The 13,294-nt window shown below is 74.4% G+C and carries 11 protein-coding genes and 1 pseudogene; 5 read left to right on the top strand and 7 right to left on the bottom strand.

Annotated elements, in window-relative coordinates; genetic code table 11:
* Positions 1-97: 97 nt before the first annotated feature.
* Positions 98-1,027, bottom strand: coding sequence for an NUDIX hydrolase (locus tag ACUJ8O_RS07845; RefSeq protein WP_036315469.1), 930 nt, complete (start codon positions 1,025-1,027; stop codon positions 98-100).
* A gap of 181 nt (positions 1,028-1,208) precedes the next feature.
* Between ACUJ8O_RS07845 and ACUJ8O_RS07840 the strand changes: the two genes are divergently transcribed.
* The 3 genes from ACUJ8O_RS07840 to ACUJ8O_RS07830 are packed head-to-tail and all read left to right on the top strand — an operon-like array spanning position 1,209 to position 4,769.
* Positions 1,209-1,991 (top strand): electron transfer flavoprotein subunit beta/FixA family protein, encoded by a 783-nt coding sequence (locus ACUJ8O_RS07840; RefSeq protein WP_095347321.1) that lies wholly within the window; start codon positions 1,209-1,211, stop codon positions 1,989-1,991.
* The gene (locus ACUJ8O_RS07835; protein WP_036315473.1) at positions 1,988-3,025 is read left to right on the top strand and encodes an electron transfer flavoprotein subunit alpha/FixB family protein; all 1,038 of its coding nucleotides are present in this window, start codon (positions 1,988-1,990) and stop codon (positions 3,023-3,025) included. The genes ACUJ8O_RS07840 and ACUJ8O_RS07835 overlap by 4 nt, the downstream gene beginning before the upstream one ends.
* Positions 3,026-3,077: 52 nt before the next feature.
* The gene (locus ACUJ8O_RS07830; protein WP_233263240.1) at positions 3,078-4,769 is read left to right on the top strand and encodes a cytochrome b/b6 domain-containing protein; all 1,692 of its coding nucleotides are present in this window, start codon (positions 3,078-3,080) and stop codon (positions 4,767-4,769) included.
* Between the two features lie 136 nt (positions 4,770-4,905).
* Here the strand turns inward: ACUJ8O_RS07830 and ACUJ8O_RS07825 are convergent, their stop codons facing one another.
* The gene (locus ACUJ8O_RS07825) at positions 4,906-5,853 is read right to left on the bottom strand and encodes a PaaI family thioesterase (protein ID WP_095347337.1); all 948 of its coding nucleotides are present in this window, start codon (positions 5,851-5,853) and stop codon (positions 4,906-4,908) included.
* A 165-nt stretch (positions 5,854-6,018) separates the two neighbouring features.
* Here ACUJ8O_RS07825 and ACUJ8O_RS07820 point away from each other — a divergent pair.
* Positions 6,019-7,152, top strand: a pseudogene (locus ACUJ8O_RS07820) (acyl-CoA dehydrogenase family protein).
* An 88-nt stretch (positions 7,153-7,240) separates the two neighbouring features.
* On the opposite strand, the gene ACUJ8O_RS07815 reads toward ACUJ8O_RS07820, so the two are convergent.
* Genes ACUJ8O_RS07815 through ACUJ8O_RS07800 form a run of 4 tightly spaced genes read right to left on the bottom strand, consistent with a single transcriptional unit; the run spans position 7,241 to position 11,697 of the window.
* The gene (locus tag ACUJ8O_RS07815; RefSeq protein WP_445373291.1) at positions 7,241-8,428 is read right to left on the bottom strand and encodes an enoyl-CoA hydratase/isomerase family protein; all 1,188 of its coding nucleotides are present in this window, start codon (positions 8,426-8,428) and stop codon (positions 7,241-7,243) included.
* On the bottom strand, positions 8,425-9,222 hold the full coding sequence (locus ACUJ8O_RS07810; protein WP_158184179.1) for an enoyl-CoA hydratase: 798 nt from the start codon (positions 9,220-9,222) through the stop codon (positions 8,425-8,427). Before ACUJ8O_RS07810 ends, ACUJ8O_RS07815 begins: the two co-directional genes overlap by 4 nt.
* Positions 9,219-10,136 (bottom strand): 3-hydroxyisobutyrate dehydrogenase, encoded by a 918-nt coding sequence (gene mmsB, locus ACUJ8O_RS07805; protein ID WP_036316151.1) that lies wholly within the window; start codon positions 10,134-10,136, stop codon positions 9,219-9,221. Before mmsB ends, ACUJ8O_RS07810 begins: the two co-directional genes overlap by 4 nt.
* A gap of 34 nt (positions 10,137-10,170) precedes the next feature.
* The gene (locus ACUJ8O_RS07800) at positions 10,171-11,697 is read right to left on the bottom strand and encodes a CoA-acylating methylmalonate-semialdehyde dehydrogenase (protein WP_051995285.1); all 1,527 of its coding nucleotides are present in this window, start codon (positions 11,695-11,697) and stop codon (positions 10,171-10,173) included.
* A gap of 179 nt (positions 11,698-11,876) precedes the next feature.
* Between ACUJ8O_RS07800 and ACUJ8O_RS07795 the strand changes: the two genes are divergently transcribed.
* Positions 11,877-12,650: an SDR family NAD(P)-dependent oxidoreductase gene (locus ACUJ8O_RS07795; protein ID WP_036316150.1), complete on the top strand. Its 774-nt coding sequence runs from the start codon at positions 11,877-11,879 to the stop codon at positions 12,648-12,650.
* A gap of 29 nt (positions 12,651-12,679) precedes the next feature.
* Here ACUJ8O_RS07795 and ACUJ8O_RS07790 read toward each other — a convergent pair whose 3' ends face one another.
* The gene (locus tag ACUJ8O_RS07790) at positions 12,680-13,237 is read right to left on the bottom strand and encodes a MarR family winged helix-turn-helix transcriptional regulator (RefSeq protein ID WP_036316148.1); all 558 of its coding nucleotides are present in this window, start codon (positions 13,235-13,237) and stop codon (positions 12,680-12,682) included.
* Positions 13,238-13,294: the final 57 nt, after the last annotated feature.

The raw sequence follows: 13,294 nt of genomic DNA, 5'->3' as shown, positions 1-13,294 counted from the left end.
CTAGGGGCACGGGGCCCGGCAGGCCATGGGGTCGCGGGTCGTGGTCCGCGGTGCTCTCCGGCCCGTCGCCCGCCGCACGGTCCGGAGCCGGGAGCGCTCAGAGGATGTTGTCCTTGGACTCCTCCACCTGCGCGGCCGCGCGGAACGCCGTCAGGTCACGCAGATACTCGTCCGCGTGGGGGAACACGGGCCCCTGCCCGGCCACGAGCATGACCCCCTCGAGGGGCTCGAACCGGGAGCGGCCCGCGTGGACGTCCTCACCGGCGTCGACCAGGGTGCGCAGCTGCCACCACGTGGGGGCCATCAGGTTGACCTCGCCGGCCCGGAAGCGGCGCAGCAGCTCGGCGGGGGACGCCCAGCCGTGGCTGGCCGCCTCGGAGGACATCCGCTCGGGGGACTGGCCCTGGGGCAGGTGGACGGCGAAGAAGAACGTGTCGTAGCGGCGCGGGCCCCCGTGCGGGGTGATCCACCGGGACCACGGCACGAGCGCGCCGACGTCGGGGCGCAGCCCCTCGCGGTCGAGCAGCTCCCCGAAGTCCACCTCGTGGCGCTCGACGGCGTCACGCAGCTCGTCGGGGAACGCGGCCACCCGGGCCGGGTCCACGGGGGTGCCGGTGGCCGCGTCGCGGGCCAGGAGCACCCCGGTCTCCTCGAACGTCTCGCGGACGGCGGCGGCGAGCACGCGTCCGGCGCCCTCGGCAGGGTCGAGTTCCGCGAGGGTGCCCTGGGCGCCCACGGGCTCGTGCGGCAACCCCAGGCGCCGGCCCCAGTCGGCCAGGTCCGTGCCCTCCCACAATCGGTCCGACAGGTCGTCCGCGGGGTCCACGCGGCCGCCGGGGAAGGCCGTGGCGTGGGCGCTGAAGGCCATGGTCCCGGCGCGGCGGACGGTGAACACCGAGGTCTCGCCGCCGGCCCCGGGCCGGACCAGCACGAGGGAGGAGGCGGGCACCGCCGGGACCCGGAGCCGGTCCTCGGCGACCGGCGGCTCGGCGACCGGCGGCTCGGCGGACGGGGCGGCGGGGCTCACGGTGCCTCCTCGGTTCGGGGGATCATGGTCCGGACCCACGGGCCGACGACGACGGCGGCCCGGCCGCTCCCGCGCGCGGGTCATGCGGCCCGGACGTGCGCGGACCCGTAGTCTGTAGCGTAAGTCACCGTGCTCGGGGCGGAGGCCCCGGGGCGAGACCGTGAGCCGAGGAGGAGAGGCCGTGAAGATCCTGGTGCTGGCCAAGCAGGTGCCGGACACGTGGCAGGAGCGTGAGCTGAGCCTGGAGACCGGCTGGGTGGTGCGCGACGGCGCGGCCGAGCCCGTGCCGGACGAGATCAGTGAGCGCGTCATGGAGGTCGCCCTGGGCTGGCGGGACGCCGGCGCGGACGTCGAGGTCGTGGCCCTGACGGTGGGCCCCGAGGACTCCTCGAAGACCCTGCGCAAGATGCTGGCCATGGGCGCGGACTCCGCCGTGCAGATCACCGACGACGCGCTCGTCGGCTCGGACGCCGTGGAGACGGCCCGCGTGATCGCCGCGGCCGTCGAGAAGGAGGGCGCCGACCTCGTGCTCGCCGGCACGCTGTCCACGGACGGCGGCACCGGCGTGGTGCCGGCCATGGTCGCCGAGCTCCTGGACCGGCCCTACCTGCCGCACGCCGAGGCCCCCGAGCTGGCCGACGGCGAGCTGACCGGCACCGTGGCGACCTCGGACGCGGACGTGCGCGCCGCCGTCGCCCTGCCCGCCGTGGCGGGCCTGACGGAGAAGACCGCGGAGCCGCGGTTCCCGAACTTCAAGAACATCATGGCGGCCAAGAAGAAGCCGCTCACCGTGCTGTCCCTGGCCGACCTCGGCATCGCCGCGGGCCCGGCCGAGGCCGCCTACCGCTCCGTGATGGTCTCGGCGGACACGCGTCCCGAGCGTGCCGCGGGCGAGAAGATCACCGACGACGGCACCGCCGCCGAGCGGCTGGTGGAGTTCCTCGCGGGTCGGGGGCTCGTGTGAGCGCGAACGTGGAGGAGACCGAGATGACGACGCAGACCGACGCCGCGAACAGCGGTCAGACCGTGCTGGTGCACGCCGAGATCGGCGCGGACGGCGCGCTCCGCCCGGTCGTGGCCGAGCTGCTCGGCGCGGCCGCCACCGTGGGCGTGCCCGAGGCCGTCCTCGTGACCGATGCGGAGGGCAGGGACGCCGCCGTCGCCCGGCTGGGGGAGTACGGCGCCACGCGCGTCCACGTCCTCGTGGCCGACGACGCCGCCACCACCCTCGGCGACGCCGCCGTGCAGGCCCTCGCCGCCGCGGCCGCCCGCACCGCGCCCGTGGCCGTGCTGCTCTCCGGCAGTCCTGAGTCCCGCGCGGTGGCCGGCCGCCTGTCCGTCCGCGCCCGCGGCCCCGTCTGCGCGGATGCCGTGGGGCTGCGCTGGGCCGACGACGAGGTCATCGCCCGCCACTCCGTGTTCGGAGGCGACTACCTCAGCGAGTCCACCGGCGAGGGCGGCCCCCGGATCATCACCATGCGCCCCGGCGCCGTCGCGGACCGGGCCCCGGCCGTCGAGGCGCCCGAGGTCGTGGAGCTGGCCGCCGCCGAGCTGGGCCCGGTGACCGCCGGCGCCCGGGTGCTCGAGGTGAACGCCCGCACGCAGAACTCCGCCCGTCCGCCGTTGCGCGGCGCCAAGACCGTCGTCGCCGGCGGACGCGGCGTGGGCTCCGAGGAGGGCTTCGCGATCGTCGAGCAGCTCGCCGACGAGCTCGGCGCCGCCGTGGGCGCCTCGCGTGCCGCCGTCGACTCCGGCTACACCGCGGCCGAGCGCCAGGTGGGCCAGACCGGCGTGATCGTGTCCCCGAACCTGTACATCGCCCTCGGCATCTCCGGCGCCATCCAGCACCTGGCCGGCATGAAGACCGCCAAGACCATCGTGGCGATCGACAAGAACGAGGACGCCGAGATCTTCGAGCACGCCGACTTCGGCGTGGTCGGGGACATCTTCCAGGTGGTCCCGCAGGTCATCGAGCAGCTGCGCACCCGCCGCGGCTGAACCGGTGCGGGCGCGGTCCGCTGCGGACCGCGCCCCTCGGACGAGGAGAAGCATGCCCAAGCAGCGAATGGCCGGCTACGTCCCCCTGAAGGGCGCCCCGGCCGAGACCGAGCCCGCCCCCGCCCCGGCGCAGGACACCACGACGGCGGCCCCCGCCTCGGCCGCGGCCGCCGTCCCGGTGGCGCCGACCGCGCCGACGTCGGGCCTCACGCCCCTGTCCGCGCGACGCCGCATGGCCGGGTACGTCCCGTTCGCCCGCGAGGCCGAGTGGCTCGGCGGCGCCCCCGCCCCGGCCGCGGGATCGATCCCGGCCGCCGCCCCGGCGCGGTCCGTCGCGCCCGAGCCGATCGCCGCCTCGGCGTCCCCGACGCGGGCCCCCGCACCCGCGGAGACCGAGCCCGTCGTGCCGGACGTGGCGGCCGTCGTCGCCTCCGCGACCGGTGCGCCGGCCGCGGCCGGGGTGGGCGCTCCCGTGGAGTCCGACCTCGTGCCGCTCGCGAAGCGGCGACGCATGGCCGGGTACGTGCCGTTCGCCCGGGAGGGGGAGTGGTTCACCGAGCTCGCCGCCGTGGGCGGCCCCACCGCGCCGGAGATGGTGGCGCAGGAGGTCGTCGCCGAGCCGGCCACCGCCGAGCCCGCCGCCGCGGAGCCGGCCGATGCGGAACCGGCCGTCGCCGCCCCCGTGGCCGCGGCGCCGGCTGCGGAGCCGGCTCCCACCGCGCCGGACACCCGTTCGGCCCCGCCGGCCTCCACCGCGCAGCCGCCCCGGGCCGCCCCCGGGGCCGCCACCGGCACGCCCGCTCGGGCCGCGGAGACGGACACCGCCGAATCCGCCGCCCCGTCCCGCCTGCGCAAGGCGCTGCCGGCGGTGGCCGGCGTCGTCGTGCTGGCGCTGCTCGCAGTGCTGGCCGGACGCTGGCTGCGGAGCCTCGACCCGGTGGCGGACTTCATCGCGACCTACGACGGGCACCCGGTCCTGCCCGAGGGCACCCCCGAGGGGATGCCCTGGTGGATGGGCTGGCAGCACTTCCTGAACATGTTCCTGATGGTGCTGATCATCCGGACGGGCCTGCAGATCCGTCACGAGACGCGGCCTCCGGCCAACTTCACTCCGACGAAGGACGGCCTGTTCTCCGCGCGGGGCAACACCCCGAAGAAGTTCTCGCTCACCATCTGGACGCACCAGGCCCTCGACGCGCTGTGGCTGCTCAACGGCGTGATCTTCGTGGTGCTGCTGATCGTCACCGGCCACTGGGCGCGGATCGTGCCCACGGACCCGCACGTGTTCCAGCACGCCCTGTCCGCCGGCATCCAGTACCTGTCCCTGGACTGGCCCACGGAGAACGGCTGGGTGCACTACAACGCGCTGCAGATGCTCTCCTACGCGCTGGTGGTGTTCGTGGCCGCCCCGCTCGCCGCCCTCACGGGCTGGCGCATGTCCTCGTGGTTCCCCACGGAGGCCAAGGGACTGAACAAGGCGTTCCCCATGGAAGTGGCCCGCAAGGTGCACTTCCCGGTGATGGTCTTCTTCGTGGCGTTCATCGTGGTGCACGTGTTCCTCGTGGCCTTCACGGGCCTGCTGACGAACTTGAACCACATGTACACCTCGCGGGGCGGTGCCACCGACGCGTGGGGCCTCGTGGTGTTCCTCGTGAGCGTGGCGGTCACCGCCGCCGCGTGGTTCTTCCTGAAGCCCGCCTTCACGGCCCCCGTGGCCTCCCGGTTCGGCACCGTGGGCCGCTGAGCCGGCCGCACGACGACGGCCCCTCCTCCTCCCACCGGGACTTTCGAACGTGATCTCGGGGGAATGAGCGCTTTCGAACGTGAGATAGGCCCTTTCTCACGTTCGAAAGCGCTCGGGCGCTCGGGCGGGCGGGGCGTCAGCTCCGGGTCGCGCGGAAGGTGACCTGCACCTGGACCATCGGCTTGTCGGCCACGGGGACGCCGTCGGCGCCGACCGGCACGAGGTCCACGTCCACGAGGCGCAGGGACCGGCCCGCGTGCCGCACCCGCGTGAGGGCGACCATCTCGCCGTGCCCCGGGCGCACGAACACCACGCGCACGGCCTGGACGTCGTAGCGCTCGCGGTCCGGCATGGCCGCCTGCGCGGCGGTGACCGCCCGCAGCGTCATGGCCCCGCCGTGGACCGCGCCCGACGGGTTGGCCAGCTCCGGCTTCGGGGCGAAGCGGGCGCCCGCGGTCGGCGCCGCGGCGACGGCGGGGCGCGTGTCCGGATCGGCCGTCGGCAGCGACTCGGGGCGGGCGGCGAGCAGCTCCGGCATGGGCACACGGGTCTCGGCCCCGCGGGGCAGCCGTCCGGCGGCGACGAACTCGGCCATCCGCTCCGGCGCTCCGGCGGGCACCGACTGGAACCAGCCGGTCGCCTCGACCACGCGACGCCCGTCCGCGTCCTCGAGCCACGCGCGGGCCACGCCGCCGCCGGCATCCCAGGCCAGCGGGCGGGTCCAGCACTCCAGCAGCGGGCCGTCCTCGTCCCCGGCCGTGACCGCCGCCGCGTCGAAGGCGGGCAGCGGGCCGAGCACGTTGACCTGCAGCTCGGTGGTGACCACGGTCTCGATGTCCCGGGCCGCGTGGTGCACGGCCACCGCCGTGGCGTTGTCCATGATCACGGTGGCCGCCGCGCCGGTGGGCCGGCCGTCCAGGTCGAGGCACCATGGGCCGACCTCGAACGCGGCAGGGTTGAGGGCACCGTCCCGCTCTCTCATCAGCGCGTGGCGGCGGATGCCGAACAGCTGTTCCGTGCGGCCGGAGGCGTGGGAGCGGGGGCCGGTGGGCGAGTCCGAGGTGGGGCTGGTGGTGGTCTGCACGGGGAGCACGCTAGCCCACGGCCCGGTGGCGACACGGCAAATCATTGGATGTCCTATTATCATGGTGACGACAGTCACACCCTGTCGCCGCCCGCGGTGTCACCCCCGCCCCACCCCGTCGTGGACCGCCCGCGCGGCCGGACCGAGCCCCAGGAGGACGAACCCATGTTCCCCATCACCGATGACCAGAAGGCCCTGGTCGACGCCGTCCGCGACTTGGCCGAGCAGCGCGTCGCCCCGCACGCCCTCGACTGGGACGCCGAGTAGCACTTCCCGGTGGACGTCCTCGCCGAGGCCGGCGAGCTCGGCCTGGGCGGCATCTACGTGGGGGAGGAGCACGGCGGCACCGGCCTGGCGCGCACGGACGCGATCCTGATCTTCGAGGAGCTCGCCAAGGCGGACCCGGCCTTCGCCGCCTACATCTCCATCCACAACATGGTCGCCTGGATGATCGACTCCTTCGGCAGCGACGAGCAGCGCGCCCGCTGGATCCCCGACCTCGTGGGCATGGAGCACCTGGCCAGCTACTGCCTCACCGAACCCGGCGCCGGCTCGGACGCGGCCGCGCTGAAGACCCGCGCCGTCCGCGACGGCGACCACTACGTCCTCAACGGCGTCAAGCAGTTCATCTCCGGCGCCGGCTCCTCCGGCTACTACGTGGTCATGTGCCGCACCGCGGACACGGGCGCCCGGGGGATCTCCGCCGTCGTGGTCCACAAGGACACCCCCGGCCTGTCCTTCGGCCCCAGCGAGAAGAAGATGGGCTGGCACACCCAGCCCACGCGCCAGGTGATCTTCGAGGACGTCCGCGTGCCCGTGGCCGACCGCCTCGGCGAGGAGGGCGACGGCTTCCGCATCGCCATGAAGGGCCTCAACGGCGGCCGCCTGAACATCGGCGCCTGCTCGATCGGCGGCGGCCTGGCCGCCCTGGACAAGGCCACCCGCTACCTCAAGGAGCGCAGCGCGTTCGGCGAGCCGCTCACCACCAAGCAGGCCCTCGTCTTCGAGCTCGCGGACATGTCCGTGAAGCTGGAGACCGCCCACACGATGCTCATGCGCGCCGCGGACGCCCTGGACCGCAACGACCCGGACACCGTGCGCCTGTGCGCCATGGCCAAGCTCGTGGCCACCGAGTCCGGCTACGAGGCCGCCGACACCGCCCTGCAGCTGCACGGCGGCTACGGCTACCTGCACGAATACGGCGTGGAGAAGCTCGTCCGGGACCTGCGCGTGCACCGGATCCTCGAGGGCTCCAACGAGATCATGCGCATGATCGTGGGCCGCGGCCTGATCGGCTGACGTCGGGGGCCCCACCCGGTCGCCCCACCCAGCACGGCGCCCCGCGGTCCCCACACGTGACCACGGGGCGCGGTCCGTCGGGGCGGGCTCAGCCGAGCTGCAGCGGGTCCACCCCGGACACGGGCTCGAAGTGCCCGGCCACGTCCTCGGTCGAGACGTCCTCGAGCCGGGCCGGGCTCCACGTCGGATCCTTGTCCTTGTCCACGAGCAGCGCGCGGATGCCCTCGGCCATGTCCGGCTCGCGCATCAGGTGGGTGCCGATCGTGAACTCCTGGCGCAGCGCGTCTGCCACGGTCAGGTCCTGCCCGTGCGCGGCGAGGCGGTTCTGGGCCTCGTGGGCCACGGCGACGGCGGTCGGGGACTTGGTGCGGATGGCCTCGGCGGCCTTCCCCGCAGCCTCGGCGTGCTCCCCGCCTGCGGCGGCGCGCTCGTCCAGGGCGGCGAGGACCTCGGCGGCCGTCTCCCGGCCGTAGGCGTCCTCGATCCACTCCCGGTCGGCCACCAGGGCGGAGGCGGGCCGGGCGTCCTCGGCCACCGCGAACCGGGCCAGCACCTCGTCGGCGGCGGCGAAGGCGGCGTCGTCGCGCGCGCCCGCGTCCGCGGCCGAGCCGAGGGCGCCGAGCGCCGCGGCGAGGGCCTGCTCGAGCTCGTCGAGCCGCGCGGACTCCACGAACGCGTCGGCCAGGCCCAGGGCCACGGCGTCCGCGCCCGAGGCGTGCGCCGAGGTGGCGGCGAGGTGTCGGCCCGCGTGGAACGGGGCGCGGGCCAGGTGGTACGAGCCGCCGACGTCCGGGGTGAAGCCGATCGCCGTCTCGGGCATGCCGGCGCGGGTGCGCTCGGTGGCCACGCGGTGCGAGCCGTGCACGGACACGCCCATGCCGCCGCCCAGGACGATCCCGTCCATGAACGCCACGTACGGCTTGGGGTACGCGGAGATGCGGTGGTTCATCCGGTACTCGTCGCGGAAGAACTGGGCGGCCTCCTCGAACCGTCCGCCGGTGAGGGAGGCGTGCAGGGAGACGACGTCGCCGCCCGCGCACAGCCCCTTCTCCCCGGCGCCGCGGATCAGCACGCCGCGCACGGCGGGGTCCGCGGCCCAGTCGGTCAGGGCCGCGTCGATCGCCCGGACCATGTCCTGCGTCAGCGCGTTCAGGGCGCGCGGACGGTTCAGCGTGATGCGGCCGAGGCCGTCGCGGACCTCGAGGAGCACCTCACCCGCCGCGCCGTCCCGTGCGGCCGCGGGGGCCGTCGTCGCGGTGGACTGCGCGTCGCTCATCGGTGCTGCCACCCCGCCTCGCGCTTGGCCGTGAACGCGTCCATGCCCTCCTTCTGGTCCGCCGTGGCGAACGCGGAGTGGAACACGCGGCGCTCGAAGGCGATGCCCTGGGCGAGCGTGGTCTCGAACGCGGCGTTGACGGCCTCCTTGGCCATCCAGGAGGCCGGCTTGGACTTGGACGCGATGGTCGCGGCCACCTCCAGCGCCTCCTCGAGGGCCTTCTCGTCGGCCACCACGCGGGAGACGAGCCCGATGCGCTCGGCCTCCTCGGCCCCGATCATGCGGCCGGTGAGGATCATGTCCATGGCCTTCGCCTTGCCCACGGCGCGGGTCAGGCGCTGGGAGCCGCCCATGCCGGGGATGACGCCGAGGTTGATCTCGGGCTGGCCGAACTTCGCGCCCTCGCCGGCCACGAGCACATCGGCCATCATGGCCAGCTCGCAGCCGCCGCCGAGGGCGTAGCCGGTCACGCACGCCACGATGGGGGTGCGGGCACGGGTGAGCCCGTCCCAGCCGGCGAACCAGTCGGCCGCGTACATCTCGGAGAACTCCTTGGTGGCCATCTCCTTGATGTCCGCGCCGGCGGCGAACGCCTTGGGGGAGCCGGAGAGCAGGATCGCCCCGATCTCCGGGTCGGTGTCCAGCTCCTGCACCGCCGCGACGACGGCACGCATCGTCGCCTCGTTCAGCGCATTCAGGGCCTTCGGCCGGTTCAGGCGGATGTGGCCGATCCGGCCCTGCCGCTCCACGATGATCGGCGACTCGGCGCCGTCCGGGGTGGTCTGCTCGCTCATGCCTCGCTCCTGTCCGTGTGTGATGCTCGGATGTCCTCGATGATGCCGGAAAAGTCGCGGGCGGCGCCTTCTCCGGCGGCGTACTCGGCGTATTTGGCCTGCGCGAGGCGCCCCAGGTCGGCCGCCACGCCCTGCTCGTCCAGGGCCGCGAGCGCGAGCCCGAGGTCCTTGGCCATCAGGGCGCCGGCGAAGCCGGGCTGGAAGTCCCGGTTCGCGGGGGAGCCGGGGACGGGGCCAGGCACCGGGCAGTTGGTGGTCAGGGACCAGCACTGCCCGGAGGCCTTGCTCATCACGTCATACAGGGCCTGGTGCTGCAGGCCCAGGCGCTCGCCCAGGACGAAGGCCTCGGCGACGGCGATCTGCGTGACCCCCAGCACCATGTTGTTGCAGATCTTCGCGGCCTGGCCCAGGCCGGCGGCCCCGCAGTGCACGATCCGCGCGCCCATGACCTCGAGCAGCGGCAGCACCTCGGCGTACACCTCGTCCGAGGCGCCCACCATGAAGGCGAGGGTGCCGGCCTCGGCGCCCACCTGGCCGCCCGAGACCGGCGCGTCGGCCGCCCGCATGCCCGCTGCCTCCGCCGCCGCGGCCGCCTCGCGGGCCTCGGCGACGTCGATGGTCGAGCAGTCCAGGAACACGGTGCCGGGGCGGGCGGCGGCGAGCAGGCCGCCGTCGCCGTCCTCACCCCGGTAGACGTCCAGCACCAGGCGTCCGTGGGGGAGCATGGTCAGCACGACGTCGGCCGCCGCGGTCGCCGCGGCCGTGTCCGTGACGGTCTCGACGCCGGCCGCGCGGGCCTTCTCGAGGGCCTCGGGGACGAGGTCGAAGCCGAGCACGCGGTGGCCCGCGGCGGCGAGGTTGGCGGCCATGGGGCCGCCCATGTGGCCGAGGCCGAGGAACAGAACGGTGGTCATGGGGTCCTCCTGGTCGGGACGGGCTGCGGGGCGGTCACGAGCCGGCCGGCATCACGAAGCTGGCGCCCTCGCGCACGCCGGAGGGCCAGCGCGTGGTGACGGTCTTCGTCTTGGTGTAGAACTTCAGCCCGTCCGTGCCGTGCTGGTTCAGGTCGCCGAAGCCGGAGGCCTTCCAGCCGCCGAAGGTGTAGTAGGCGATCGGCACGGGGATCGGCACGTTCACGCCGACCATGCCGGTGTCCACGCGGGTGGAGAAGTCGCGGGCGGCGTCGCCGTCGCGGGTGAAGATGGCCACGCCGTTGCCGAACTCGTGCTCGTTCACGAGCGTGAGCGCCTCCTCGTAGTCCTTCGCGCGGACCACGGAGAGCACCGGGCCGAAGATCTCCTCGCGGTAGATGCTCATCTCCGGGGTGACGCGGTCGAACAGGGTGGCGCCCACGTAGAAGCCGTCCTCGTGGCCCTCGACGACGACGCCCCGGCCGTCCTCGACCAGGTCGGCGCCCGCCTCGACGCCGGCCGCGATGCAGCCCTCGATGCGCTCCTTCGCGTCCTTCGAGACGACGGGGCCGAAGTCCGAGGACGCCTCGAGCGACGGGCCGACCCTGAGGTCCTTCACGCGCTCGCGGAGCAGCGCGATCAGGCGGTCGGCGGTCTCCTCGCCGACCGGGACGGCCACGGAGATCGCCATGCAGCGCTCGCCGGCGGAGCCGAAGGCGGCGCCGACCAGGGCGTCGGCGGTCATCTCGAGGTCCGCGTCCGGCATGACCACGGCGTGGTTCTTGGCCCCGCCGAAGCACTGGGCGCGCTTGCCCATGCGGCCGGCGTGGGCGTAGATGGACTGCGCGATCGGGGTGGAGCCGACGAAGCCGACGGCCTTGACGCGCGGGTCCTCGATGAGCGCGTCCACGGCGGCCTTGTCGCCGTGCACCACGTTGAGGGCGCCGGCGGGCATGCCGGCCTCGAGGGCCAGCTCGGCCAGGCGCACCGGGACGGAGGGGTCGCGCTCGGAGGGCTTGAGGACGAAGGCGTTGCCCGCCGCCAGGGCGATGCCGGCCTTCCACAGCGGGATCATCGCCGGGAAGTTGAAGGGCGTGATGCCCACGGCCACGCCGAGCGGCTGGCGGATGGAGTGCACGTCGATGCCGGTGCCCGCGTCGGCGGTGAACTCACCCTTGAGCAGGTGCGGGGCGCCCGCGGCGAACTCCACGACCTCGATGCCGCGCTGGATGTCGCCCTTGGCGTCCGGGAAGGTCTTGCCGTGCTCCTGGGCGAGCACGGTGGCCAGCTCGTCCATGTTCTCGTTGATCAGGTCGACCCAGCGCAGCAGGATGCGGCCGCGGCGCTGCGGGTTCAGCCTCGACCACGCGGCGAAGCCCTCCTCGGCGGAGGCCAGGGCGGCGTCGATCTCCTCGGCGGAGGCCAGCGGCACGCGCCCCGCCACGCCGCCCGTGGCCGGGTGGTAGACGTCGCCGTGCCGGCCGGAGGCGCCTTCGCGCCGCTCGCCGTGCACGAAGTGGGGGATCACGGGGGCGGTCTCGGTGGGCGCGGTCTTCTCGGACATGGGGGCTCCTCGCGGGTCCAGGCGGAAGGCGGACGCCGGGCGGCGCCGCCCACGGCGGGCGTGACGGGCCCGGCTGTGCGTGTGATCTGGGTTACTCTTCCGCTAATCTAGGATGAGAACGTAGGACATGCAACTATCGAACTCGGGGGGTATCCCGAGGAGGAAGGGAGGGTCCGTCCATGGACCTGTCGAACCAGAGCGCGATCGTCACCGGCGGGGCCTCGGGCCTCGGCCATGCCACCGCCCGCCGCCTGGCGGACGCGGGCGCCGCCGTCGTGGTGGTCGACCTGCCGGACCGCGAGGGCGAGACCGTCCGTGCCGACGCCGTGGCCGCCCTCGGCCCCCGCACGCGCTTCGTGACGGGCGACGTCACCGCCGAGGACACCGCCCGGGAGGCCGTGGCCGCCGCGCTGGAGGCCGGGCCGCTGCGGGTGCTGGTCAACTGCGCCGGCGTGGCGACGCCGGGCAAGCTCGTGGGTCGCGACGGGCCGCTGTCCACCGAGGTGCTGAGCCGGGTTCTGGCGATCAACGCGGTCGGCACCGTGTCGATGATGGCCCAGGCCGCCGCCGCGATGAAGGCGCAGGAGCCGCTCGGCGAGGACCGCGGCGTCATCGTCAATACCGCCTCCGTGGCGGCCTACGACGGGCAGATCGGCCAGATCGCGTACTCCGCCTCCAAGGGCGCCGTGGTCGCGCTGACCCTGCCCGCGGCCCGCGAGCTCGCCTCCTCGCAGATCCGCGTGGTCACGATCGCCCCCGGTCTGATGGAGACGCCCATGATGGCCGGCCTGCCCGAGGCCGCCCGCGAGGCGCTGTCCACCAAGACCCCGCATCCGGCCCGCCTCGGCCGGCCCGAGGACTACGCGCTGCTCGTCGAGCAGATCGTGTCCAACCCGTTCCTGAACGGCGAGGTCATCCGGCTCGACGGCGCCGTGCGCCTCGAGCCCCGCTGAGTCGGACGGTCCGGAGGCCGGAGGGCGCGTCAGGAGGAGGTGTGCTCCGCCGTCGCGGGCGCGCCGGCGTCGGGGCCGTCGGCCTGGAAGTCGCCGGCCTCGGCGCGGAACCGGCCGAGGACGTCGATGAGGGTGTCCACGTCCGCCGGACCGAAGCCGGAACGGCCGAAGACCTCGGCGTTGAGCGTCTCCGTGGCGGCGACGGCGACGCGCCGGCCCTCGTCCGTGAGGGCGAGCACGAGCGCGCGGCGGTCCGACTCGTGGGGTGTGCGCTCCACCAGCCCGGCGGCCTCGAGCCGGTCCACCGCATTGGTCACCGAGGTGGGGTGGACCTGCAGGAGCGCGGACGCCTTGGACATCCGCATCCGCTTCTCGCGCGAGAAGTTCAGCAGCGCCAGCAGCTCGTACCGCGCGAAGGTGAGCCCGTAGGGCTTGAGCGCGGCCTGCGCCCGACCCAGCAGGATCTGCTGGGCCCGCATGATCGAGGTGATGGCGGCCATCGGGCGGGCGACGTCACCCCATCCGTGACGCTCCCAGTTCCGGGCGGCCTCCCGGATGGGGTCCTGGGCGAGGGGTGGCTTCTTCATGGCGCTCCAGACTAGCGGCGCACCGGGGGTCCCCCGCCACCGCCGGACACGGACGGG

It is taken from the genome of Micrococcus sp. EWR3.9.1, assembly GCF_052615555.1.
This window is presented reverse-complemented; position numbering and strand designations above follow the sequence as displayed.